Source organism: Streptomyces caelestis, from assembly GCF_014205255.1.
Classification (GTDB): domain Bacteria; phylum Actinomycetota; class Actinomycetes; order Streptomycetales; family Streptomycetaceae; genus Streptomyces; species Streptomyces caelestis.
Genome location: NZ_JACHNE010000001.1, coordinates 6,327,376 through 6,350,465, shown reverse-complemented (window position 1 = coordinate 6,350,465; position 23,090 = coordinate 6,327,376). Strand labels below are relative to the sequence as shown.

At 67.0% G+C, this 23,090-nt stretch carries 22 protein-coding genes and 1 pseudogene; 10 read left to right on the top strand and 13 right to left on the bottom strand.

Going from position 1 to position 23,090, the window contains the following annotated elements; translation table 11 throughout:
* Positions 1-10: 10 nt before the first annotated feature.
* The 4 genes from dapB to rpsO all read right to left on the bottom strand — a co-directional run bounded on the left by dapB (position 11) and on the right by rpsO (position 4,997).
* Positions 11-763 carry a 4-hydroxy-tetrahydrodipicolinate reductase gene (gene dapB, locus HDA41_RS29200; protein ID WP_184989027.1) on the bottom strand — a complete coding sequence of 251 codons (753 nt, stop codon included), beginning with the start codon at positions 761-763 and terminating at the stop codon, positions 11-13.
* A 27-nt stretch (positions 764-790) separates the two neighbouring features.
* Entirely contained in the window at positions 791-2,170 is a 1,380-nt protein-coding gene (locus HDA41_RS29195) for a M16 family metallopeptidase (protein ID WP_184989024.1), read from the bottom strand.
* The gene (locus tag HDA41_RS29190) at positions 2,167-4,413 is read right to left on the bottom strand and encodes a polyribonucleotide nucleotidyltransferase (protein ID WP_184989021.1); all 2,247 of its coding nucleotides are present in this window, start codon (positions 4,411-4,413) and stop codon (positions 2,167-2,169) included. Before HDA41_RS29190 ends, HDA41_RS29195 begins: the two co-directional genes overlap by 4 nt.
* Positions 4,414-4,709: 296 nt before the next feature.
* Positions 4,710-4,997, bottom strand: coding sequence for a 30S ribosomal protein S15 (gene rpsO, locus HDA41_RS29185; RefSeq protein ID WP_010042739.1), 288 nt, complete (start codon positions 4,995-4,997; stop codon positions 4,710-4,712).
* 297 nt (positions 4,998-5,294) lie between these two features.
* Here rpsO and HDA41_RS29180 point away from each other — a divergent pair, with 297 nt between their 5' ends.
* The gene (locus HDA41_RS29180) at positions 5,295-5,588 is read left to right on the top strand and encodes a DUF397 domain-containing protein (RefSeq protein ID WP_184989017.1); all 294 of its coding nucleotides are present in this window, start codon (positions 5,295-5,297) and stop codon (positions 5,586-5,588) included.
* 192 nt (positions 5,589-5,780) lie between these two features.
* On the opposite strand, the gene eccD is transcribed toward HDA41_RS29180, so the two are convergent.
* Entirely contained in the window at positions 5,781-7,292 is a 1,512-nt protein-coding gene (gene eccD, locus HDA41_RS29175) for a type VII secretion integral membrane protein EccD (RefSeq protein WP_230299675.1), read from the bottom strand.
* A gap of 313 nt (positions 7,293-7,605) precedes the next feature.
* On the opposite strand from eccD, the gene eccCa reads away from it, so the two are divergent.
* The 5 genes from eccCa (at position 7,606) to HDA41_RS29150 (ending at position 15,969) form a co-directional block, all read left to right on the top strand.
* On the top strand, positions 7,606-11,580 hold the full coding sequence (gene eccCa, locus HDA41_RS29170) for a type VII secretion protein EccCa (protein WP_184993815.1): 3,975 nt from the start codon (positions 7,606-7,608) through the stop codon (positions 11,578-11,580).
* Positions 11,581-11,797: 217 nt separating this feature from the next.
* Entirely contained in the window at positions 11,798-12,244 is a 447-nt protein-coding gene (locus tag HDA41_RS29165) for a hypothetical protein (protein ID WP_184989014.1), read from the top strand.
* A gap of 9 nt (positions 12,245-12,253) precedes the next feature.
* Complete coding sequence (locus tag HDA41_RS29160; protein ID WP_184989011.1) at positions 12,254-14,059, top strand: alpha/beta hydrolase; 1,806 nt, start codon at positions 12,254-12,256, stop codon at positions 14,057-14,059.
* Positions 14,060-14,089: 30 nt separating this feature from the next.
* Positions 14,090-14,620, top strand: coding sequence for a hypothetical protein (locus HDA41_RS29155; protein ID WP_311772161.1), 531 nt, complete (start codon positions 14,090-14,092; stop codon positions 14,618-14,620).
* Positions 14,621-15,435: 815 nt separating this feature from the next.
* Complete coding sequence (locus HDA41_RS29150) at positions 15,436-15,969, top strand: hypothetical protein (RefSeq protein ID WP_230299674.1); 534 nt, start codon at positions 15,436-15,438, stop codon at positions 15,967-15,969.
* A gap of 108 nt (positions 15,970-16,077) precedes the next feature.
* On the opposite strand, the gene HDA41_RS29145 is transcribed toward HDA41_RS29150, so the two are convergent.
* On the bottom strand, positions 16,078-16,365 hold the full coding sequence (locus HDA41_RS29145; RefSeq protein ID WP_184989008.1) for a hypothetical protein: 288 nt from the start codon (positions 16,363-16,365) through the stop codon (positions 16,078-16,080).
* Between the two features lie 243 nt (positions 16,366-16,608).
* Here HDA41_RS29145 and HDA41_RS42785 point away from each other — a divergent pair.
* The 3 genes and pseudogenes from HDA41_RS42785 to HDA41_RS43080 form a co-directional block, all read left to right on the top strand.
* Positions 16,609-17,361, top strand: a pseudogene (locus tag HDA41_RS42785) (Scr1 family TA system antitoxin-like transcriptional regulator); the annotation flags it as partial.
* Positions 17,362-17,435: 74 nt separating this feature from the next.
* Positions 17,436-17,624 (top strand): Scr1 family TA system antitoxin-like transcriptional regulator, encoded by a 189-nt coding sequence (locus HDA41_RS41635; protein WP_268251530.1) that lies wholly within the window; start codon positions 17,436-17,438, stop codon positions 17,622-17,624.
* A gap of 26 nt (positions 17,625-17,650) precedes the next feature.
* Positions 17,651-17,824, top strand: coding sequence for a DUF397 domain-containing protein (locus HDA41_RS43080; protein WP_358979912.1), 174 nt, complete (start codon positions 17,651-17,653; stop codon positions 17,822-17,824).
* Between the two features lie 510 nt (positions 17,825-18,334).
* Here HDA41_RS43080 and HDA41_RS29130 read toward each other — a convergent pair.
* From HDA41_RS29130 to HDA41_RS29110, 5 genes are all read right to left on the bottom strand, one after another.
* Positions 18,335-18,847: a hypothetical protein gene (locus tag HDA41_RS29130; protein WP_184989006.1), complete on the bottom strand. Its 513-nt coding sequence runs from the start codon at positions 18,845-18,847 to the stop codon at positions 18,335-18,337.
* A gap of 58 nt (positions 18,848-18,905) precedes the next feature.
* On the bottom strand, positions 18,906-19,403 hold the full coding sequence (locus tag HDA41_RS29125; protein WP_184989003.1) for a hypothetical protein: 498 nt from the start codon (positions 19,401-19,403) through the stop codon (positions 18,906-18,908).
* 44 nt (positions 19,404-19,447) lie between these two features.
* Entirely contained in the window at positions 19,448-20,776 is a 1,329-nt protein-coding gene (locus HDA41_RS29120) for a hypothetical protein (RefSeq protein ID WP_184989001.1), read from the bottom strand.
* A gap of 11 nt (positions 20,777-20,787) precedes the next feature.
* The gene (locus tag HDA41_RS29115) at positions 20,788-21,192 is read right to left on the bottom strand and encodes a hypothetical protein (RefSeq protein WP_184988998.1); all 405 of its coding nucleotides are present in this window, start codon (positions 21,190-21,192) and stop codon (positions 20,788-20,790) included.
* A gap of 377 nt (positions 21,193-21,569) precedes the next feature.
* A complete protein-coding gene (locus HDA41_RS29110) occupies positions 21,570-21,866 on the bottom strand; it encodes a DUF4333 domain-containing protein (protein WP_260423664.1) in 297 nt (98 codons plus the stop codon).
* On the opposite strand from HDA41_RS29110, the gene HDA41_RS41630 reads away from it, so the two are divergent.
* On the top strand, positions 21,799-22,029 hold the full coding sequence (locus tag HDA41_RS41630) for a hypothetical protein (RefSeq protein WP_260423774.1): 231 nt from the start codon (positions 21,799-21,801) through the stop codon (positions 22,027-22,029). The two genes, HDA41_RS29110 and HDA41_RS41630, sit on opposite strands and share 68 nt — an antisense overlap.
* Positions 22,030-22,293: 264 nt before the next feature.
* Here HDA41_RS41630 and HDA41_RS29105 read toward each other — a convergent pair whose 3' ends face one another.
* Positions 22,294-22,596, bottom strand: coding sequence for a WXG100 family type VII secretion target (locus HDA41_RS29105; RefSeq protein WP_059415306.1), 303 nt, complete (start codon positions 22,594-22,596; stop codon positions 22,294-22,296).
* An 88-nt stretch (positions 22,597-22,684) separates the two neighbouring features.
* On the bottom strand, positions 22,685-23,023 hold the full coding sequence (locus HDA41_RS29100) for a WXG100 family type VII secretion target (RefSeq protein WP_059415308.1): 339 nt from the start codon (positions 23,021-23,023) through the stop codon (positions 22,685-22,687).
* Between the last annotated feature and the right edge of the window lie 67 nt (positions 23,024-23,090).

The window sequence follows — 23,090 nt, the reverse complement described above, 5'->3', positions numbered from 1 at the left end:
GGTCAGGGGCTCAGCTCAGGTCCAGGAAGTGTTCCAGGCCGAACGTCAGGCCCGGGACGCTCCCCACCCGGCGGGCGCCGAGCAGGATGCCCGGCATGAAGCTGCTGTGGTGGAGCGAGTCGTGCCGGACCGTGAGGGTCTCGCCCTCGGCGCCGAGCAGGACCTCCTGGTGGGCGAGTAGGCCGCGCAGCCGGACGGCGTGGACCGGCACTCCGTCGACGTCCGCGCCGCGGGCACCGTCCAGGGCGGTGGCCGTGGCGTCCGGGGCCGGGGCGGAGCCGGCGTTGCGGCGGGCCTCGGCGATGAGCTGGGCGGTGCGCGTGGCGGTGCCGGAGGGGGCGTCCACCTTGTTCGGGTGGTGCAGCTCGACGACCTCGACGGACTCGAAGTACGGGGCGGCGATCTGCGCGAACTTCATGGTCAGGACGGCCCCGATGGAGAAGTTGGGCGCGATGAGCACGCCCGTCTCCGGGGACTGCTCCAGCCAGCCCTGCAGCTGCGCGAGGCGCTCGTCGGTCCAGCCGGTGGTGCCGACGACCGCGTGGATGCCGTGGCGTACGCAGTAGTCGAGGTTGGCCATGACCGAGTCGGGCGTGGTCAGTTCGACCGCGACCTGGGCGCCGGTCTCGGCCAGCGTCTCCAGCTGGTCGCCCCGGCTCAGCGCGGCGACCAGTTCCATGTCCTCGGCGGCTTCCACGGCTCGTACCGCTTCCGAGCCGATCCGGCCCTTGGCGCCGAGGACCGCCACGCGCAGCTTGCTCATCTCTTGTGCTTCCTTAACCAGGGGTTGTCAGGCGACGGCGTCGTGCAGGCGGGCCGCCTGTTTGTCCTTCAGCGGGCCGATGACCGACAGGGAGGGCCGCCGTCCCAGGATCTCGCGGGCGACCGAGCGGACGTCGTCCGGGGTGACCGAAGCTATCCGCGACAGCATGTCGTCGACGGACATCTGCTCGCCCCAGCACAGCTCGCTCTTGCCGATGCGGTTCATCAGCGCACCGGTGTCCTCCAGGCCGAGGACCGTGGAGCCCTGGAGCTGGCCGATCGCGCGCCCTATCTCGTCGTCCGAGAGGCCGTGCTCGGCGACGTGGTCGAGTTCGTCGCGGCAGATCTTCAGCACGTCGTGCACCTGCGACGGCCTGCACCCCGCGTACACGCCGAACAGGCCGCAGTCGGCGAAGCCCGAGGTGTACGAGTACACGCTGTAGGCCAGGCCGCGCTTCTCGCGGACCTCCTGGAAGAGGCGGGACGACATACCGCCGCCGAGGGCGGTGTTCAGCACGCCGAGGGCCCAGCGACGCTCGTCCGTGCGGGACAGACCCGGCATGCCGAGCACGACATGGGCCTGCTCGGTCTTGCGGTCGACCAGCTCGACCCGGCCGGCGGTGCGCAGGTCGCGCTTGCCGCTGCGCGGGGCGACGGGCTCGGCGGCGACGTCCTTGAAGGCACCGGCCTTCTCGAAGGCGGCGCGGACCTGCCGTACGACCTTGGCGTGGTCGACGTTGCCGGCGCACGCGACCACGAGGTGGGTCGGGTCGTAGTGCTTCTTGTAGAAGCGGCGGATGCGGTCGGCGGTGAGGGCGTTGACCGTGTCGACCGTGCCGAGGACCGGGCGGCCGAGGGGGTTGTCGCCGAACATCGTGTGCGCGAACAGGTCGTGCACGCAGTCGCCCGGGTCGTCCTCGGTCATGGCGATCTCTTCGAGGATGGCGCCGCGCTCGACGTCGACGTCCTCTTCGAGGATGAGCGAGCCGGTCAGCATGTCACTGACGACGTCGATGGCCAGCGGCAGGTCGGTGTCGAGCACGCGCGCGTAGTAGCACGTGTACTCCTTCGCCGTGAACGCGTTCATCTCGCCGCCGACCGCGTCGATGGCGGAGGAGATGTCCAGGGCGGACCTGCGGTTCGTGCCCTTGAAGAGCAGGTGCTCCAGGTAGTGGGTGGCGCCGTTCAGCGCCGGGGTCTCGTCGCGGGAGCCGACGTGCGCCCAGATACCGAAGGTCGCGGAGCGGACCGAGGGCAGGGTTTCGGTGACGATACGCAGGCCGCCGGGGAGGGTGGTCTTGCGGACCGTGCCGATGCCGTTGGTTCCCTTGATCAGGGTTTGGGTACGGGCGACGGCCCGCGCCTCGGAAGAGGTGCGGGCCGTCGCCTGGGAGCTGCTCGACGTCACTTGTCGGTGTCGTCCTTCTGCTCGTCAGAGGAGCCCGCGGCGGAGCCGCCGTTGGACTCGGACTCGCCCTCGATCACGGGGATCAGGGAGAGCTTGCCGCGGGAGTCGATCTCGGCGATCTCGACCTGGACCTTGGCGCCCACACCGAGAACGTCCTCGACGTTCTCCACACGCTTGCCGCCGGCCAGCTTGCGGATCTGCGAGATGTGCAGCAGACCGTCCTTGCCGGGCAGCAGGGAGACGAACGCACCGAAGGTGGTCGTCTTGACGACCGTACCGAGGTAGCGCTCGCCGACCTCGGGCATCGTCGGGTTGGCGATGCCGTTGATCGTGGCGCGGGCGGCCTCGGCGGAGGGGCCGTCGGCGGCACCGATGTAGATCGTGCCGTCGTCCTCGATCGTGATCTCGGCGCCCGTGTCCTCCTGGATCTGGTTGATCATCTTGCCCTTGGGGCCGATGACCTCGCCGATCTTGTCGACCGGGATCTTCACGGTGATGATCCGCGGCGCGTTCGGGGACATCTCGTCCGGCGTGTCGATCGCTTCCATCATCACGTCGAGGATGTGGAGGCGGGCGTCACGCGCCTGCTTCAGGGCGGCGGCCAGGACGGAGGCCGGGATGCCGTCCAGCTTGGTGTCGAGCTGGAGGGCGGTCACGAAGTCCTTGGTGCCGGCGACCTTGAAGTCCATGTCACCGAAGGCGTCCTCCGCACCGAGGATGTCGGTGAGGGTGACGTAGTGCGTCTCGCCCTCGATCTCCTGGGAGATCAGGCCCATGGCGATACCGGCGACGGGGGCCTTCAGCGGCACACCGGCGTTCAGCAGCGACATGGTGGAGGCGCAGACCGAGCCCATGGAGGTCGAGCCGTTCGAGCTGAGCGCCTCGGACACCTGACGGATCGCGTAGGGGAACTCCTCGCGCGCCGGCAGGACCGGGACCAGGGCGCGCTCGGCGAGGGCGCCGTGGCCGATCTCGCGGCGCTTGGGGGAGCCGACGCGGCCGGTCTCGCCGGTGGAGTACGGCGGGAAGTTGTAGTTGTGCATGTAGCGCTTGCGGGTCACCGGGGAGAGGGTGTCCAGCTGCTGCTCCATGCGCAGCATGTTCAGGGTCGTGACGCCCAGGATCTGGGTCTCGCCACGCTCGAACACCGCGGAGCCGTGGACCCGCGGGATGGCCTCGACCTCGGCGGCCAGGGTGCGGATGTCGGTGACACCGCGGCCGTCGATGCGCTTCTTCTCCTTGATCACGCGCTCGCGGACCAGCTGCTTGGTGAGCGAGCGGTACGCGGCGGAGATCTCCTTCTCGCGGCCCTCGAACTCCGGCAGGAGCTTCTCGGCGGCGAGCTGCTTGACGCGGTCCAGCTCGGCCTCGCGCTCCTGCTTGCCGGCGATGGTGAGCGCCTGCGCGAGCTCGGGCTTGACGGCGGCGGTGAGCGCCTCCAGGACGTCGTCCTGGTAGTCGAGGAAGATCGGGAACTCGCCGGTCGGCTTGGCGGCCTTGGAGGCGAGATCCGACTGGGCCCTGCAGAGCACCTTGATGAAGGGCTTCGCGGCGTCCAGACCGGCGGCGACGACCTCCTCGGTCGGCGCCTCGGCGCCGCCCTCGACCAGCTTGATGGTCTTCTCGGTGGCCTCGGCCTCGACCATCATGATCGCGACGTCGCCGTCCTCCAGGACGCGGCCCGCGACGACCATGTCGAAGACGGCGTCCTCGAGCTCGGTGTGCGTCGGGAAGGCCACCCACTGACCGCGGATCAGCGCGACGCGGACGCCGCCGATCGGGCCGGAGAAGGGCAGACCGGCCAGCTGCGTGGACGCGGAGGCGGCGTTGATCGCGACGACGTCGTACAGGTGGTCGGGGTTGAGCGCCATGATCGTGGCGACGACCTGGATCTCGTTGCGCAGGCCCTTCTTGAAGGACGGGCGCAGCGGGCGGTCGATCAGGCGGCAGGTGAGGATCGCGTCCTCGGAGGGGCGGCCCTCACGGCGGAAGAAGCTGCCGGGGATCTTGCCGGCGGCGTACATCCGCTCCTCGACGTCCACCGTGAGCGGGAAGAAGTCGAGCTGGTCCTTGGGGTTCTTGGAGGCGGTGGTGGCCGACAGCACCATGGTGTCGTCGTCCAGGTACGCCACGGCGGAGCCGGCGGCCTGCTTGGCCAGGCGGCCCGTCTCGAAGCGGATGGTGCGGGTGCCGAAGGGGCCGTTGTCGATGACGGCCTCGGCGTAGTGGGTCTCGTTCTCCACTAGCATGTTCTCCGTTACTTTGTCGTCTTTCGTCCCACGCTGCCCGTGTGGCAGGGGGACGGTGGCGGAGAAGCGCTCCGTGCGGTGCGGGCCGGTCTTCGATCGAAGCACCCGGGGCTTCCCCCCGGGGGCCACTACCGAGGACCGGCGGCGGCTAGGCGCGCTTCTCCTCTTCTTGTCGTGCGTGTCGTCCGTATTGCGTTGTGCTACCACAGTACAAAGCCGCGGTGACACTCCGCACGTACAGCAAAGGGAGCGGTCCCCTTTCTGCCGGGAACCGCTCCCTTCACGGCGTCTTACTTGGCGCCCGCCGCACCGCGGCGGATGCCGAGGCGGTCGACCAGCGCACGGAAGCGCTGGATGTCCTTCTTGGCGAGGTACTGCAGCAGCCGGCGGCGCTGACCGACCAGGATCAGCAGACCACGACGGGAGTGGTGGTCGTGCTTGTGGGTCTTGAGGTGCTCGGTCAGGTCGGAGATCCGACGCGACAGCAGAGCGACCTGGACCTCGGGGGAGCCGGTGTCGCCCTCCTTGGTACCGAACTCGGACATGATCTGCTTCTTCGTAGCGGCGTCGAGCGACACGCGTACTCCTCATAGTCTGTGAATGCCACCGAGTGCCCCCGGTCTGCTTCTCGGGGGAGCTTCCGTGACTCGGAAGGCGGGGACCCGCTGGGCGCGGCCTCCAGAGCGGTGAGCTCCGAGGGTGCGTACACAAACGGCCGTCGACCAGGGTACCAGGCGGTCAGGGACGTCTTTGCGCTGGTCCCCGAACCTGCCGGACGGGGCGGGTGGGGCCACTAGGGTGAGCAGGTTCGGATCGTTCGTACGTCGAGGATCCGCACTCCGGGAACTGGTACGTCGGGAAGGGGTCGCTACGGCATGGCGGAGACGGCTGAGGAGATCAAGGCACGCAAGGAGCGGGAGCGGGACGAGCTCTACGCCCTCGACATCTCCGGTGTCGAGTGGCACTGCGCACCGGGCACCGAGGAGCACGAGGAGCGGGTCGAGATCGCGTACCTGCCCGAGGGGGCCGTGGCGATGCGGTCCTCGCTCGACCCGGACACGGTGCTGCGCTACACGGAGGCGGAGTGGCGGGCGTTCGTGCTGGGAGCTCGGGACGGGGAGTTCGATCTGGAGCCGGCGCCCCGCAATGGGGGGCTTGCCCCGGAGTGACGGGTGGACAACGGACGGCCTGACCGGGTCGACGGGCACTCGTCGCTGACCCAGTGATCGAGCCGACGAACCCGCAGGGCTCTGCGTCGTGGCGGTCGACGGCGTGTCCGACTGCGCGGGAAACGGATCCCGCAGCAGCCCGGCACCTGCGGCCGCCGCTGCCCCCGCTGGACGAAGGCAGCGGGTCGGGGCTCAGCTGGTCATCGAGCGGACCGTCGAGTACACGTCGAACACAGCCAGGGCCAGCGGCACCAGGGTCAGCAGCACGAAGCCCTCGGCGATCTCCAGGAAGCGTCCCCAGAACGGGGTGAGGCCGCCGCGCGAGACGATCAGGCCGATCGCCGTGACGAGCGCGCCCGCCGCGGCGATCGCCGCGACGAGCCAGATGGTCCGGATGTCGAGGTCGGTGCGGTCGCCCGTGAGGGCCTCGCGGACGATCGAGTGCGGCGGATTGAGCGCCAGCCCGAGGCCGAGCAGTACGAGAGAGGCGAGACCGGCGGCCAGGACGGGGGCCACCTGGCCGGTGTACCGGAAGAGATGGGCGCGCATCAGCAGGGCCAGGCCGGTCGCCAGGGCGAGGAGCTGGGCCCAGACGTTCGAGGAGAACCCGAGGACCGCCGAGGAACCGACGGCGATCAGCGCGCAGCCGCCCACCAGGCCGACCAGGAGTTCGTGTCCGCGCCGCGCCATGGCGGTGACCCGCTCGGCGTCGACCGGCTCCTGGGGGGTGGGGTCGGTGTCGTACGCGCTGCGCGGGGCGGTGTTCGGGGTGTCGAAGCCGATCGGGAGCCGGGCGAAGCGCATCGACAGGCCCGGCAGGAAGGCCAGGCCGCCGACGGCGATCGGGGCGCACAGGGCCGCGATCTCGGAAGGCGTCCAGCCGGCGAGGATCGCCGCGAACACGGCGAGCAGGCCGACGGCGGAGGCGACGACGAAGCCGACGAACGGGCCGTCCCCGCTCGGCGAGCACAGGGTGAGCAGGACCGAGGCCAGCAGCACCGCCGCGCAGGCGAGGAGGAACTGGAGCTTGCCGATGCCCTGTCCGTCGGCGAGCGGCAGGAGACCCGAGCCGGCCGCGCCCACGTTGGGGAGGGCGCCGAGACCCAAGGCGATGGCCGATGCCCGGTCGTCGTAGACCCGGGCGCGCACGCAGGCGAGGACGACCAGGAGGACACCGGCGACGCCGGCGAGGATGCCGGGCAGGCTGTTCATGTCGTGGAGTGGGTCGCCCATCCAGGCCACGAAGGCGAGCAGGACCGGCAGTACGCCGCCACCGACGAGGCCCGCCGCGCGCGTCAAGTCTCCGCTCCACAACGTGCGTTCGCTGGTCACGGCGGAGGCGACCGCTTCGGAGACGTCGTCGAAGACGGCGGGGGGCAGGGACTCGGAGAACGGGCGCAGCGCGAGGAGCTCGCCGTCGAGGATGCGCTGGGCGGCGAAGGAACGGGCGCTGTCGAGGACGGTGCCGTTCCGGCGGACCAGGTGGTAGCCGACGGGTGCGCCCTCGGCGGGACTCTGCTGGGAGAGTGTGAGGATCTCCGGATAGATGTCGGCGACCGGGATGTCGTCGGGCAGCGCCACGTCGATCCGGCTGTCGGGCGCCACGATGGTGACGCGGCAGAAACCGAGACCCGTGCCCGCACCGGCAGGAGTTCCCGTGCCGGGTCCCCCTCCGGTGGCTGCCGCGGAGGCCGTCATGCTCACCTGCTGCTCCCCCTCAGTGATGATTCTGTACCTACGGTACGGAAGTCCTACGCGGTTTTCCCCGTCCCCTGTGACCGACCGTGCGGCGAGGTCGGGGGAACAGAGCTTTCGCGCCGTCGCCGGGGTTCCGCAACTCGCCGGATCGCGCGCTATGCCCCGTTGCTCCAGCTCAACTCGCGTGTGCCGACGCGAACTTCCGGCACCCTATCGCCCCCTTGTCCCCACTGAGGTCAGTAGGATCACGCGGCGGCCTGCGTCCGCCTGACACGGGGCGGCGGACGGACTCTCGGGCCGGCCAAGGGAATGGATGACAGTGAGCCACATCGTCGTGAAGCGCCCGCCTCGGGTGCTGCCGTCCGAAGTGCCCACGCAGGAGATCGTCCTGCAGCCTCCGCCCGAACTGCCGCGGGGACACCGGGAAAGCGTGCTGATGCAACTCCTGCCGACGCTCGGCATGGGTGGCTCGGTGGTCTTCTTCTTCACGAGCGGGCAGCCGTTCATGAGGATCATGGGCATGGTCATGATCGCCTCGACGATCGCCATGTCCGTCGCGATGGTGATCCGCTTCCGCCGCGGCTCCCAGGGGGAGTTGGCGGACATGCGCCGCGACTACCTGAGCTACCTGGCGCAGACCCGGCGCACGGCCGTCGACACGGCGAAGGCACAGCGTGACGCGCAGTACTTCCTCCACCCCTCGCCCGAACAGCTGTGGGCCCTGGTCGCCGAGGGCAGCCGGGTGTGGGAACGACGCCCCGGTGACGAGGACTTCGCCCAGGTCCGCATCGGTCTCGGCTCGCAGGCCCTCGCCAGGGCCCTCGTCGCCCCGGAGACCGCCCCCGTCGCGCAGCTGGAGCCGCTGACCGCGGGTGCGATGCAGCGCTTCCTCGCCGTCCACAGCACCCTGGACGACCTGCCGATGGCGGTTTCGCTGCGTGCGTTCTACCACGTCACGATCAGCGGCGATCCGCAGTCCGTACGGTCCTCCGCCCGGGCCATGACCGGCTCGCTGGCGGCGCTGCACTCTCCGGAGGATCTGCTCATCGTGGTGGCGGCGGGCCGCGAGGCCCTGCCCCACTGGGAGTGGGCCAAGTGGCTGCCGCACGTCCAGGCGCCCGGTGCCGTGGACGGAGCGGGCAGCCGCAGGCTGATCGACAGCGACAGCCGCGAGCTGGAGAACCTGCTCGCCACCCGGCTGACCGGCCGCCCGCGCTTCCACCCGAACGCGGCACCCCTGCCGGAGGAGCCCCACATCGTCGTCGTACTCGACGGTCTCTCCTTGCCGCCGGACTCGGTCCTGGCCAACCCCGAAGGGCTCCAAGGCGTCACCGTCCTCGAGATCGTTCCCGGCGACCTGACCACGGGCGGCGGCGAGCTCTCCATCGTCGTACAGCCCGAAGCGCTGCACCTGGAGTCGGCGCACGGTGTCGTCTACGAGGGGACTCCCGACGTCCTCTCGTACGAGTCCGCCGAGGCCCTCGCCCGGCAGCTGGCCCCGCTGCGGATGGCCTCAGGCGGGGACGACGACGAACCGCTGCTCGCCAACCTGGAGTTCACCGACCTGCTGAACCTCGGGGACGCGGCGTCGATCGACACCCAGCGCACGTGGCGGCCGCGTTCGCTGGCCGAGCGGCTGCGGGTGCCGATCGGTGTCGGCGAGGACGGCCGCCCCGTGATGCTCGACCTCAAGGAGGCCGCGCAGGAGGGCATGGGCCCGCACGGCCTGTGCGTGGGCGCCACCGGCTCCGGCAAGTCGGAGCTGCTGCGCACCCTGGTACTGGGCCTGGCGGTCACCCATTCGTCGGAGACGCTCAACTTCGTCCTGGCGGACTTCAAGGGCGGCGCGACCTTCGCCGGTATGGCGCGGATGCCGCACGTGGCGGCCGTCATCACCAACCTCGCGGACGACCTCACCCTGGTCGACCGCATGGGCGACTCCATCCGCGGCGAACTCAACCGCCGCCAGGAGATGCTGCGCGACGCGGGCAACTACGCCAACATCCACGACTACGAGAAGGCCCGCGCGGCTGGTGCGGCCCTGCAGCCCATTCCGTCGTTGGTGCTGGTCATCGACGAGTTCAGTGAGCTGCTGACGGCGAAGCCCGACTTCATCGAGATGTTCGTGCAGATCGGCCGCATCGGCCGGTCGCTCGGCGTGCATCTGCTGCTTGCGTCCCAGCGACTGGAGGAAGGCCGCCTGCGCGGTCTGGAGACCTACCTGTCCTACCGGGTCGGTCTGCGTACCTTCTCCGCCGCGGAGTCCCGCGCGGCGATCGGCGTACCGGACGCCTATGAGCTGCCGAACGTCCCGGGCTCCGGCCTTCTGAAGTTCGGTACGGGCGAGATGGTGCGTTTCAAGGCGGCGTACGTCTCCGGCGTGTACCGCTCGGGCACGCAGCGTGCGGGATCGGCCGGCGGCGCGCTGCCGGTGGACCGGCGGCCGGTACTGTTCACGGCGGCCGAGGTGCCGGTGCAGTACGTGCCGGTGCCGCAGCAGCGCCCTTCCGCTTCGGACGGTCCGGAGGTCGACGACGCGCTCGCCGACACGGTGCTCGACGTGATCGTGCGCCGGCTGGAGGCGCAGGGTCCGGCGGCTCACCAGGTGTGGCTGCCGCCGCTGGACAGCCCGCCGCCGCTCGACGGGCTCCTGCCCGGCCTCACGGCGGTGCAGGGCCGCGGCCTCACACAGCCGGGCTACGAGGGCGCCGGCCGCCTGATCGTACCGGCGGGCCTGGTCGACAAGCCGTACGAGCAGCGCCGCGACCCGCTCTGGGTCGACTTCTCCGGCGCGGCCGGCCACATGCAGATCATCGGCGGCCCGCAGTCCGGCAAGTCGACGCTGCTGCGCACCCTGATCTCGGCGTTCGCGCTCACGCACACGCCGTACGAAGTGCAGTTCTACGGCCTCGACTTCGGCGGTGGCGGCATGGCGGCGGTGGCCGGACTTCCGCACGTGGGCGGGGTCGCCTCGCGTCTGGATCCGGAGCGGGTGCGGCGCACGGTGGCCGAGGTGTACGGCGTGCTGAACCGCCGCGAGGAGTACTTCCGCTCCGCCGGCATCGCGTCGATCGCGGACTTCCGGGCCAGGCGGGCCCGGGGCGAGATCTCGGTCACGGATCAGCCCTGGGGTGACGTGTTCCTGGTCATCGACGGCTGGGGCAACTTCCGAGCGGACTACGAGGCGATGGACCAGGTGATCCACGACATCGCCGCGCGTGGCCTCGGCTACGGCGTCCACCTGATCCTGACGGCCTCACGCTCGATGGAGGTCAGGGCCAATCTCAAGGACCACCTGATGAACCGCCTGGAGCTGCGGCTCGGCGACACGATGGACTCCGAGCTGGACCGCAAGGTGGCCGCGAACGTTCCGGCTGGCGTGCCCGGCCGCGGACAGGCCCCGCAGAAGCTGCACTTCATGGCGGCGGTGCCGCGCATAGACGGTCTGACCTCCGACACGGACCTGGCGGACGCCACGGCGGCCCTTGCGACCGAGGTCTCCCGGCACTGGCAGGCTCCCGGCGCTCCCGAAGTCCGGTTGCTGCCCCGCGAGTTCCCGGCCGAGCAGCTGCCTCCTGGCGATCGCTTCCCGCGCCGCGGCGTCGCCTTCGCCCTCGACGAGGACAACCTCGAACCGGTCTTCGTCGACTTCGAGCAGGACCCGTTCTTCCTCGTCTTCGGTGAAAGCGAGTCGGGCAAGTCGAACCTGCTGCGGCTGCTGATCAAGCAGGTGACGCAGCGGTACTCGGGCGACGAGGCCAAGCTGTTCGTCATCGACAACCGGCGCTCGCTGCTGGACGTGACACCGTCGTCCCACCTCGCCGAGTACATCCCCATGTCCAACTCCATGGACCACCACATGGCCGCCCTGGCCGACCTGATGAAGCGCCGCACACCGACGGCCGACGTCACGGCCCAGCAGCTGCGGGACCGGAGCTGGTGGCGCGGACCAACGGTGTATGTCGTCATCGACGACTACGACCTTGTGGCCACGTCGAGCGGGAATCCGCTGGCTGGGTTGACGGAGCTGTTGCCGTTCGCCCGAGACGTGGGCGTGCGGTTCATCATCGCGCGGTCGACGGCGGGTGCGGGGCGGGCTTCGTACGAGGCGTTCATGCAGCGGGTGAAGGAGCTGGGCGCGCAGGGTGTGGTGCTGGCCGGCGATCCGGGTGAAGGGGATCTGCTGGGCGGGGTTCGGCCGCGGCCTATGCCTGCGGGGCGGGGGGTCTTTGTGTCTCGGCGGCGGGGGAAGCCGTTGGTGCAGGTGGGGTTGGTGGCGGAGAGGGGTTACTGAGGTGTTGTAGGTGGCGTCGGGAGGGACGAACTCAGCGGCGGAACTGGCGTGTTCTGCCCCACCGGCGTCACGCCGCACAGCAGTGAATGGTGGAAAGTATGGTGAGATCCGCGAACTCGCTTGGACCGAGCTCACGGATCTGGCCTGTTTGTAGTTCGGCCAGAACTATCCCGTTCGAGAAACGGGCTTCACGGGGACACGGGGAAGGGGTCCACGCATGGCGTGGGATGAGTGGGAGCAGCTCAAGAGCGCGGCGGCAGAGCAGCACCCGGCGCAGATGCAACTGAACCAGGTACCGCTCGACCCGGGCGGTAGCGGCACCGGCGCGCTAGTTTCGAACAAGCGTGCCTGGACGAAGGCCGGTCACGATGTCGGCTCGCTGCGTGACGACATCAGCAAGGCGATGGGGAAGCTGGAGGACGGCCAGAAGGGCCTTGGCGAGGGTTCCGGCTGCCTGACTGCGGGGGCCCAAAAGGACGTCCACGACTCGTGGGTACGCTACGTCAGGAATGTGAGCGGGCGCTGCGGGAAGCTCTCGGGTCTGCTGGAGAAAGCTGGCAATGACCAGCTGAAGACCGATGAGGCGATCGAGGTCGAGATCGGCAACCTGAAGGTGGCGTACGCGGACACTCCGGCTGTCGGCGGGCAGGACAAGGGCCGGTAACGAGACGCCATGGACCTCTCGGCACTCAAAGCCCTCAAGCCGACCGAGTACTCGCAAGCGGCCGACGGATACCGAAGCACCTCTGACATGGCGAGCGCGGCCAAGGACCGCATAGACAACCAGATCGCCGTGGCCATGAGGAACTCGCTGAAGGGCGAGGCCGCGACCGCGGCGATCAAGCAGTTGGGAGAGCTAAGCAAGAACTTCCACTACGTCCAGGTCGAGTGTGGTCTCGTCAGTACGGCTCTCGAAGCGTTCTCGTACGAGGTAGGAGCGGCCAAGACCAAGCTCGACGCGGCCCTCGAAGGTGCGCAAGCCGCGAAGCTCACCGTAAACGGCGATGGCTCGATCACCTATCCGCCAGGCGGAGAGAAGGACGCCGACGGCAAGATCCCCGAGGGTGGCACAGTGAGCGGCCTGACGGATGACACGGCCTCCGCGGTGGGCCGCCAAGCGGCCAACTTTGACCCCAACCCCAACCACCGCCTCGCACAGGACTACGCGGACCAAATCGCCGCTGCCCTCAAGGAGGCGACGGAGGCCGACGAGAAGTGGGCCCCGAAGCTGCGGGCGTTGAAGGCAGACGACGATCTGACCGTCTCCGACAAGGACTGGGCCGACGCGTCCTCGGACACAAGCGGGGTGAGCGAGGCGGGCAAGAAGTATCTCGACTCGCTGCCGCAGCCACCCAAGGACGGCAGCCCACAGGACAACGCGGAGTGGTGGAAGAAACTCAGCGCGGAGGAGCAGGCCGCGTGGGTGTCCACGCAACCCGACTCCGTGGGGAAGCTCGACGGGCTGCCGGCCACAGTTCGGGACGAGGCGAACCGGATGGTGCTCGCCGAGGCGCATGGTGTTGCGCAAGGTGAGTACGACGCCTGGCTGAAGAAGCACCCGGAGCCCGAGCGTTTCCAGACCTATATCAACCCCTATACCGGGACGGTGATGAAGGGCGTCAATGTGGAAACACAGGCCTGGAAGGACTGGGAAGAGGCACGGAAGAACGCTCACAAGTCCCTCGACGGCATGAATGCAATCCAGAAGCGCTTCGACTCGACCGGCACGAACGGACTGCCCGAGGCATACCTGCTGGAATTCAGCAGCGAGGGAGACGGCCGCGCGGTCGTCGCCAACGGAAATCCGGACACTGCGGATCACACAGCGGTCTACGTTCCGGGTACGACGTCAGAGCTGGGGAATATCGACGGCAACATGAGCCGGATGGTCAATCTCTGGCACAGCGCCAATAACGAAGCCGACGGGAAATCCGTTGCCACGATCACCTGGCTCGGATACGAGGCGCCTGACAGCGTCGCCAAGGACGCGCCGTTCGAACACTACGCGTACGACGGTGCGCCAGCATTCCGCAACTTCATGGATGGACTCGATGCATCGCATTCCAGCGATTCGCCGTCACACACCACCGTGATTGCGCACTCATATGGATCGACGCTTGTCGGCGCTGCGGCCGAGACGGGGCATCTCAACGCCGATGACGTCATCTTTGCGGGCAGTCCTGGCGTCAAGGTGTCCGGTGCCGATGAACTGGACGTCTCCCAGGGGCATGTGTGGAACGAGGAGGCCGACGGGGACCCGGTTCCGGACCTCGGCCGCTGGGGCCACGGCGGGGACGGCTTCATCATCCCCAGCGATCCGGAGTTCGGCAGCAACCAGCTGACCACGGACACCGAGGGGCACAGCGGTTACTGGGAGGGGGGCTCCACAAGCCTGCACAATCAGGCCCTCGTCGTCGTCGGGAAGGGCGATGACGCGGCGCTGAAGCCGCCGCCCGACCCGTGGGCGCATGTGAAGTAAGAACAGTCCAACGACGTAAGGCTCCATGGCGTGAAGACCAAACTGAGCGCTCTCGTGCTCGCCGTACCCTTTGCCCTCACTACTCTCGCTGGATGCAGCATGACTGACAACAACTCCGATGAAATCACGTCCGCCGGCACGAGTACTTCACGTGACGCCTCCGATGCTGTGGAAAAGGTGTCCAGCGGCATTTACGATCTGATCGGCGTCAAGGGAAAGGCATCTGATGGCCGTCCCACAGTCATGGAATGCCCGAACAAGGACCGCAAGACGTACTTTCGAATTCTTCATCCGTGGAGTTTTTACCCCGCTTCAGCGAGCGAACTTGGCATAGCCATGGAGCGACTCAAGGCGGAGCTACCGAAGAACGGGTGGAAAATCGTCGAATACGGGCCAGACACTAGCAAGAACAAGAACATCAGCCTGACCGCCGACAACGACAAGAAGAAGGCGGGCGCCCACATCGTTCAAATGTTGAAAAACGACCCGCCGAAGCTAAGCGTAAATGTCGTGTCCGGTTGCTACAAGGTCCCGGATGGCCAAGAGATCGAACGTTTTTGACGAGCCAGCGCTTCACCGCGCCCAGTAGCAATACGAGCAGCACGGACGGAGACACGAACCAAACCAGATCTGACGAAGAAAATGGCACTTGCAGCGAGCCAGGTGTGGTGGGCGAAGAAGAAAGACATCACCTCGGCGGTTGAGTCGCACCCTTAACTGGAGGCGGCTGAGTCAACTGACAGAGGCAATCTACGCAACGGAATACGCCGATCCACGGAAAGCCTTCCTGGTCAAGTCACTGCGCGCGTTCGCCGAGCGCTCAGCGGCGCGCCACGGCTGCACGGACCTGAGACTACCGAGCTGATCACCAAGGCTGACCGATTTTACGCAGAGGAAGGAGTACACGCTCCCTGGCACCCTCTGCGCAATCCACTAACGTCTGGGAGACTCGATACTGGGTCACCATTTGAACACGACGTGCATGACGGAGCGTCTGCATTCCGCAACTTCATGGACGGACTCGACGCATCACTTACAGATCGCCCCTTGTCGGGTCGGCGCGGAGACAAAGCATCTCAACGTCAGTGGCCCTGTTCCGGAATATCGGCCTCTACGGTCATGACGTAGATAGCTTCACTATTCCCAGCGATCCGCGCTTCGGCGCCAACCAGACGACCGCGGGCACCGAGGGGAACAGCGGCTATTGGGATGGGGGCTCCGGCAGCCTGCGGAACCAGGCCCCGGTCGTGGCCGGGCAGAGGCGACGACGTACGACTGAAGCCGCCGCCGAACCCCTGCGCGCATGTGAAGTAGGGAGCATGCATGCCCACCAAGATGCCGGCCTGTGTCCCGGTTCGATCAAGTAAGGCCCCACCTTGAAGATCAAGCTGTGCGCAATCGCGCTCGCCCTGCCCGTCGCTCTCATGACTCTCACTGGATGCAGCATGACTGACGCCAATAATTCCAACGACATCCCATCCTCCGGCACCAGCACCTCGAGCGATGCCGCCAAGGAGGCGGAGAAGGCCTCCAGTGAGCTGTACAACCTGATCGGACTTAAGGGCAAGGCAAGCGACACCGGGCCGGGAGTCAAGGAGTGCGGCAAGAAAGACCCGGAGAAATACTTCCAGATCATTCATTCATGGTCCTTCACCCCCACCTCGCCACAGCACCTCGAGGGCACTATGGAACGCCTCAAGGAGAATCTACCCAAGCATGGCTGGGAGGTCGTCAATTATGGGCCGGACACAAGCCGGAACAAGAATCTCAGCCTCAGAGCCGACGATGATACGAAGAAGTTCAGCGTCGACATCACCTACCGGGCCAAGGACAATACACCGCATCTGAACTTCTTCGTCATATCCGGCTGCTACCAGATTCCGGATGGCAAGAAAATCGAGCAGTTCTAAGAACACGTGGCACCTAAGAGCGCGCTCGGATGTCCGGAAGAACCAGACGTGTGCGGCGATCGTAATGCCGAGTTGCCTGGTGGCTGCCGACCTTTCCCGGGAGTGGAGTCAGATGAAGGACGACGAGATACGTGCGACTTCGATGGTCGTGGCCGCGTCGAGCTGTTGCCCGGCCATGCGACAGTCTCGAAGCAGCGCTGGATCGGGGAAATCGCCCACGCGCTCGGCTACCGGTTGCTCGCCGCCCAGAGTCTCGGCCGTGTCGGCGTCCGGCTTGTCTACGAACGCGACGACGCCCCGCACGCGCGTCGCCGGGCTGAGCAGACCATCGAACGGCTGCGCGCAGGCGGCCCGATGTTGCCAGCCATAGAGCCTCCTCCACCCCGCCGCCACCACCGGCCCCACCTCTCACGCCCCGGCAGCCCCACCCCATCCCGGCGGTTGCTGGAACCCCAACCACCTCCACCGCCGACGCCCCCCCCAGGCCCCGGATCCCGCCCCGGCCGCCCTACCCGCCTCCGCCACCACCTCCGCCGCCACCTTCCGTCACCCCGGATTCCTCGCCGGAATGATGTTCGAGTACCGGCCTGAGTAGGAGCGCTCGGGAACTTGGCCGAGCGGGTCGGCGAGGCTGAGAGCATGATGGCACCCCCTCCTCCCCTACTCGATCCAGAGCCACAGAGGAGCGGGTCGACATCGCGTACCTGCCGAGCGGTGCCGTCGCCATGCGGTCGTCTTCGACCCGCCGGAGACCGCGCTGCGGTACACCGGGGCGGAGTGGCGAACGTTCGCGCTGGAGGCAGGGCCGGGGCCGCCTTGAGCCAATCCCTACCGTCCGCCAGCGCCGATTCGGCGCTGAGCTCCGTTCAGACCGCGCGACGCCGCCGGCATGTCCGCACCAGTCGTGGCCGAGCGGCTCGGGGCGGAACGGACGATGATCTCCAACATCGAGTCAGGACGATTCGGCAGTGGGGAGCGGCTTCGTCGGCTCGCGAGCATCTCGAGTGCGACGACACGGAGCTGATTGACACCCTGGTCGAGATGACGGGCGGACGTACGAAGGGCTGGTGGGACGAGTATCGGGGCAAGATCCCGTCGGACTTCCTGGACATGGCGGAGCTGGAGCACCACGCCACGAGCCTGCGTACTCTCCAGACAGCGCACATCCCTGGCCTCTTCCAGACCGAGGACCATGCTCGGGCACTCTTCGACCTCTTCGTACCGGCCTGGCCCCGCTTGGATGTTGAGCTCAGGATCGCCCATCGCCTGGCCCGCCACGCCGTAGTCGCAAACGAGCCGGGAGTGCCGTACGTCGGCCTGGTTCACGAAGCAGCTCTCCGCATTCGTATCGGCGGCCACCAGGTGGCCAAAGCCCAGCTGAACCGCCTCCTGGAGGAAAGTGAACGTCCCAACGTCCGACTGCTCGTCATCCCCACCGCGGAAGGCTTCCCGATGGCCGGCGACACGTGGTGTACGTCTCCGCCGCCAGTCCTCATCTGGACACGGTCGAGGTGGACTCTCCGCTGGGTGCTGTCTTCTTCGACGCACCGGCCCAACTGGCCAACTTCCGCAGACGACTGGACTTGGTCGAACAGGTGGCGTTGAATCCGAGCGGGTCGAGGGATCTGCTCCTCGGAATCGCCGGAGAGCTGTAAGAGGTGTCACCTTTGCCCGAGTTGATATGGCTCAAGTCCTCGTACTCGGAGACGTCAGGCAACGCCTGCCTCGAGGTTGCCAAAACGGCCCCCTCATCGCTGTACGCGACTCCAAGCATCCGGAGTTGCCGTTTGCCACGGTGGGGCGTGACGCATGGGGTCGGTTCACTGGTGCCCTGGTCAACGAGCAGTTGTACTGAGCCCAAGCGAGACGGAATCTCACTGCCGAAACAACGCACCGAGGTGGGCGCCTCCCGTGCGTGCTTACCCCACTGTTCCGCGCTGACCGGATCCCGCCCCGGCTGCCTGCCTCCCTCCACAACCGCTTTTCCGTGGCTCCGGACTCTTGACCGAATGACCTTCGATCGTCCGCTTGAGTAGGAGCGCCCCAGGAAATCCGTCGGGCGGGTGAGCGATGCTGATGACATGGTGAGACTGCGGACAGGAGGCCCGACATGCCCACGAATCCGTCCGTGCTTCATTGTCCCCAGCGATCCGAGCTTCCGTTGCCAACCAGATGACTACCGGCACCGACGGGCACAGGGGCTACTGGGACGTGGGTTCCGAACAGCTTGCGGAACCAAGCCCGGGTCGCTGCCGGAAATGGGGACGACGTACAGCTGGAGCCGCTGCCGAACCCCTGGGTGCATGCGGTCTGCTGGGAGAGACCAACGTTGTGCATGGCGGCGAGGCAAGGGGGGCAGCTGTCCTCACAGCTTACCGAAGACCACTCCGCGCCAGGTCCAGCCCGACTTCAGGACGATGTCCTGCAGGGGGTTGCGTAGCTCCGAGGCGTCGAAACGGAAAGTCTCTGTCGCCTGGAGGCAGCCGCTCTCCCCGCGTTGAATCGTGTAGTGGCGGGAAACGGTCCTGTCGGGCCCGCGCGTGTACTGCTTGGAAATCGCAAGCCTCGGCGGATTCCCGACTCGGGTGACCTCCCGCCCTTCCTCAAGGACACGCACCTCATGGTCCTCCTCGACCAGACGCATCCTGATCTGGACAGCGCGAGTCAACTGGGACTGAATGAAGAACGTCTGCCAGGCGGGCTCTGCCATCCGCCACTCAGCCACCAGGTCGGCGCCCCCCGCGGCGCCGTTACGGATGATGTACGGGACATCGGACCGGTTGAGGCCGAGCAGGGCTGACCGCACCTCCTCGGCTGGGCGCGGCGCGACACCGTGGTCGGGGTGCTTGGTTCCGGTCAGTTTGTCGAAGAGGCCCATGAAGTCAAACTACGGCGATCTAGGTTGCAGGTGCAATACGTGCCGCCTGCGGGGACGCTTACGAAGCCGCGCCGGCATCCAGGCGGACTGTGCGCACGAAGTCCTGGAAGTCGCTGAGAACATAGGGATGTTGAGACGCGGTGGCGGTCAGGACCAGGCGGATCACTGCCCGCTTACGCGGATCGGCGACGTCCACTATGGATAGGTACACCTGCGACTGTACGAGGTCGCGGGCCACGCCCCCGACGACGGCCGAGACCGCCAGCGTCTGCGTGAAGCCGGGTGCGTCCGCTGAGCCGATCTCACGGTGGCCAGTGACTTTGACCGACGTGGCGGCCTGGCTCAAGCGCTCCACCGACTCGTGGGCGATCGCAGACAGCCTCACCGCGTCCGGGCGGTACTCGCCATCGATCATGATGTTCGCGGTGAATCGGGCATCCGGTTGCGGGTGCAGTGCGACGAACGAGGCCTCCGGCGCGCCGACTGCATCCGGCGGTGCGGCACGCCAGCCTTCCGGCAGTTCGAACTGAATCGGTACGGGCAGAGCCGTGGGCATATCGGGCCATCCTTACTGCGGCAGTGGGTCTGCGAGGGCGTGCATCAGAACAGACCACCGATCCCATCAGCGACCCATCCGGCGGCATCGCCCACGGCGTCGGCCGCATCGCCCGCAGTATTGGCGATCTTCCCCGGATCGGCGGTGACCTCAAAGCCCACGGCGCCACCGAGAACGGGAGAGAGACCCACTTTGGGAGCCCAGTGCCATGTGCCGTTGGCGTCCTTGCTGAAGTTCAGGGTTGCCTCGGCGCCAGGCCCGGCCCATCCCTCGGCTGTGGTGCCCACTCCGATTCCCCCGATGTCCACACCTCCGAAAGCACCTGCCTTCGCACCCGCGAACGTCTCGCCGCCCAACTGCACGCCATCGAGACCGGCCCCCGCATTGGCACCGACCTCTGCGCCGACCATACTTTCCGCCCGTCCATACACCCCGACGGGGCCGAGGTCGGTGCGTCCCTTGGCAGAGGCTTCGCCACCGGCGAAGGCGCTGGCTTCGCCCTGGATGCCCTCGTTGGTGATGCCACCGGCCGCGGAGACCTTAGCGCCCGCGTAGGCTTCGGCCTCCCCGGCGAGCTTCATCGGCCCGTTGGCGAGTGAGCCCTCCGCGCTCGCGCGGCCCAGGTCGGCATGCGCCTCGGCCTCACCCAACTTGCCGGCCCCCGTGTCGGGCCCGGTGACCGATGTTCCGACGCCGGGGCCGGAGGCTTCGGACTCGCCTTCGGAGACCCATCCGTCGGGTTTCGTCTTTGGGTTCGGCTTGCCTGCCTTCGCCAGGTCACCCACTGCGTGCGCGTTAAATCCGCCGATTCCGATGCCGTCCGCCGAACCATCGCTCGTCGCACGGGCCAGCGCGCGTTTCACGCTCTGGTCGGCCTCGTCGACGGCCTTGATCGCCTTGGCGATGTCGTCAGTCCAGCTCTGTGCCTTCTCACGGGCATCGGCCAGCAGTAGGGGGTAGTCCGGGTCGTGATGGAGGGCGTACTTCTCCTGTTCGGAGAGGTTGTCGTACCCGACATAGGTCGCCTTGCCGGAGCTGTCGACCGTGTAGTCCTTCCTCTCCGCGTCTTCCACAAGGTCCTTGACCGCCTTCTGCAGGCGGGTCAGCTCGGTGTGTGCATCCGTAAGAAGACTGGCGATGGCCAGCGCCTCTGCCTGGGCCGCTCCGAACTCGAAAGCAGTGGCCGAGGCGTACTGCTGCTGCGCGCCGTACGCGAGCCCCTGCCAGTTCCCGTTGCCAAGAACACTCTGCACATGCTTCTCATAGTCGGTCTTCAGCTCACCGAAGCGATCGCTCATCCTCCACCACGCCTTGGACACGTCCGCGAGCGGAGACAGATCGATCGTCATCACGTCGTGGTAGTTCAGCGCCATGGCCGGCCCTGTCACATCCCGTCGAGACTGCTGGGGAGCCGTACCCCGGCCACCTGTGCGCCGACGGTTGTGTCCTGGCTCTGGAGGATGTTCTTCGTGCCGTGCAGCCCGTTCAACTCCTGCTGCAACCGCCCCAACAGCCGGTTCGCCTGCCCATGCCAGACGGTCAGCGCATCGGAGAGACCCTGGTCCAAGGCCCAGCCGGAGAACCCTTTCAGTCCGGTATCCGCCTTGATCAGGAGACTTGAGGGGGGCGACGGGGCGACGAGGAGCGGCTTCACCGCTCCGTCGCCCTCCGCGATGCGGGCAGCAGCCTGGGTGTCCGGCAGCAGTTCCTCTTCCAGGTACTTCGCCGCGCGCTTCTTGTCGCTCGGCGAACTCGCAAGTGTTTGCTCGCCACCGGCTCCAGATCCCATGGAACAATCCCCCGTCGCATTCGCGCATTCTAGGCTTCACACCAAAAGGTGCATCACGCAAGCTGCTCGAGCACCTTACCGGTTCACCTTCGATCCTTGGCGCCCGCCCTTAGGTCTGAACGAGCTCCTTAACACGTACAAGTGATAACCGTTGAGCGGAAGTCAAAAGGGACGCGGTTTGACCGTACGGACGACGACGCTAGCGGACACTGCTCCGCCGATCGCATCCAGCACCGCACGGCCAGGGCTCATCCGAGAAGCCTTCTCATCTCACAGCCGACCTGTGTCCCTGCGCTGATTCCCGCAGCCACGGATGGTGAGATCCGGCGAAGCTTCGCAGAACAGGCCCTCTGAGCCGGTGAAGAACGGCGCGCTCGTCAGTTCGCAGGCGGGGAAGCCCTTTCGTCGGCCTTGATGTCGAAGTTGATCTGCTCTCCCTCGACGGACGTCACCTTGACCGTTACGCCCAATGTGCTGCCATCCTTCGCTGTGAGCTTGCACCGGGTGGTGGTACCGACCTTGGCGGCGAGGTTCTCGGGGCAGGTGATGTCCGGCTTGGGCTTGCCCGTTGTTGCAGCGAGCTTTTCGGCGACGATGGTGGCCAGCTTGTCCGCAGACATTTGCGGCGCGGTGGACTTTCCGGCGTGGACCGATGCCGAGCACCCTGCGAGCAACGTGCAGGCGGCTACGGCCGAGAAACTCCATGTTGCTGCGGACGAGCGGGCTTTGGGCATCGTGGACTCCGTACCAGCTGATCAGGACAAGAAGACGCCGAAAGCATACTCGGCAGGGCTGCTCGGCGTATCGCTGATGGGACTCCCCGGCGGGAACCGGTGAAGGAAACGCCTCTGGAATAAGCGCTTCGGGTTCCATCCGCTGGCCGCGTGGTGTGCGAAACGCCGACCATCTGAAGGTACTGGCCGACGCTTTGGTCCAGGTGCCCGGCGCCTCGACGGCGAAGACTTATCCGGAGCAGCACGACGCTGCGCTGGCGCAATACTCTCCCTTTCTCCCACCAAGGAGAAAACCTGGCTGTTTTGATGCAATGCAGGGTGGACACCTCCCGTGCGTGCCCACCCTGGTTCTGCAGACAGTGCGCTCCTACTGGAAGTAGCTGGCGCCCTTCAGGTCGCCACCCCGGTAGTCACCGCCGGCGGTGTGCACACGCTGAGAGATCTGGACCAGCGCCGTGTGGATGCCCCGCGCGTGCGTGTCCCACTGCTTGGACTTCTTCTGGAACTCCTCGTACGCCTCGCCGCCCCAGCCCGAGGACACGTTGAGCACGGCCTGCTTCAGGGCCTCGAGGTCCTCCTCGAGCTTCTTGGCCTGGTTGCCGAGCTCGGTGGCGAGCGCATCCATGGTGCCGTACGTAACGGCCAGTTCGTCGTAGTGGGCTCCGGACATGTTTCCCTCGTTTCTATGCAGATTTCAGCCGGACTGCGCAGCCCGGACGACGGTGCGGCCCAGTGCCGCCGATGGCTCGTCAGTAGCTTCAGTAGCTGTTGAGCGCCGAAGTCTTTCCACCGAGATCGTCCACCGAGATCTGCTTGAGGTCGGCCTCGATCTGGTCTTCGAGGTTGCGCTTGTCGATCTTGTTCAGGTTGATGCCCTCGAGGAAGTCGTCGAGCATCTTGCCGATCGCGGCCATGTGCTGGTTGATTTCCGTCTGCTTCATGTTGAACGCCTGGGCGCCCTGTCCCCTCCAGGCCTTCTCGATCATGTCGATCGTGCCTTGCAGCTTCGCGAGCGATCCCCTGATGTTGTCGTACCGATCGACGACCTCAGTCTGAAGCCTCTGTACGTCGCCTTCATTAAGCTTGCGGTCGACCATTTGTGCACTCCCCTTCGTAAGAGCTGTGGTTCGTTTCCGAGCGCGTCACCGCGTCGGAGAGGTCGTG

Coding starts and splice junctions, on each gene's coding strand:
- HDA41_RS29105 (WP_059415306.1), bottom strand. CDS start 22,596: ATGTCCGGAGCCCACTACGACGAACTGGCCGTTACGTACGGCACCATG.
- HDA41_RS29160 (WP_184989011.1), top strand. CDS start 12,254: ATGGACCTCTCGGCACTCAAAGCCCTCAAGCCGACCGAGTACTCGCAA.
- HDA41_RS29180 (WP_184989017.1), top strand. CDS start 5,295: ATGGCGGAGACGGCTGAGGAGATCAAGGCACGCAAGGAGCGGGAGCGG.
- HDA41_RS29125 (WP_184989003.1), bottom strand. CDS start 19,403: ATGCCCACGGCTCTGCCCGTACCGATTCAGTTCGAACTGCCGGAAGGC.
- HDA41_RS43080 (WP_358979912.1), top strand. CDS start 17,651: ATGGCTCAAGTCCTCGTACTCGGAGACGTCAGGCAACGCCTGCCTCGA.
- HDA41_RS29130 (WP_184989006.1), bottom strand. CDS start 18,847: ATGGGCCTCTTCGACAAACTGACCGGAACCAAGCACCCCGACCACGGT.
- dapB (WP_184989027.1), bottom strand. CDS start 763: ATGAGCAAGCTGCGCGTGGCGGTCCTCGGCGCCAAGGGCCGGATCGGC.
- HDA41_RS29115 (WP_184988998.1), bottom strand. CDS start 21,192: ATGGGATCTGGAGCCGGTGGCGAGCAAACACTTGCGAGTTCGCCGAGC.
- HDA41_RS29100 (WP_059415308.1), bottom strand. CDS start 23,023: ATGGTCGACCGCAAGCTTAATGAAGGCGACGTACAGAGGCTTCAGACT.
- HDA41_RS29120 (WP_184989001.1), bottom strand. CDS start 20,776: ATGGCGCTGAACTACCACGACGTGATGACGATCGATCTGTCTCCGCTC.
- HDA41_RS29165 (WP_184989014.1), top strand. CDS start 11,798: ATGGCGTGGGATGAGTGGGAGCAGCTCAAGAGCGCGGCGGCAGAGCAG.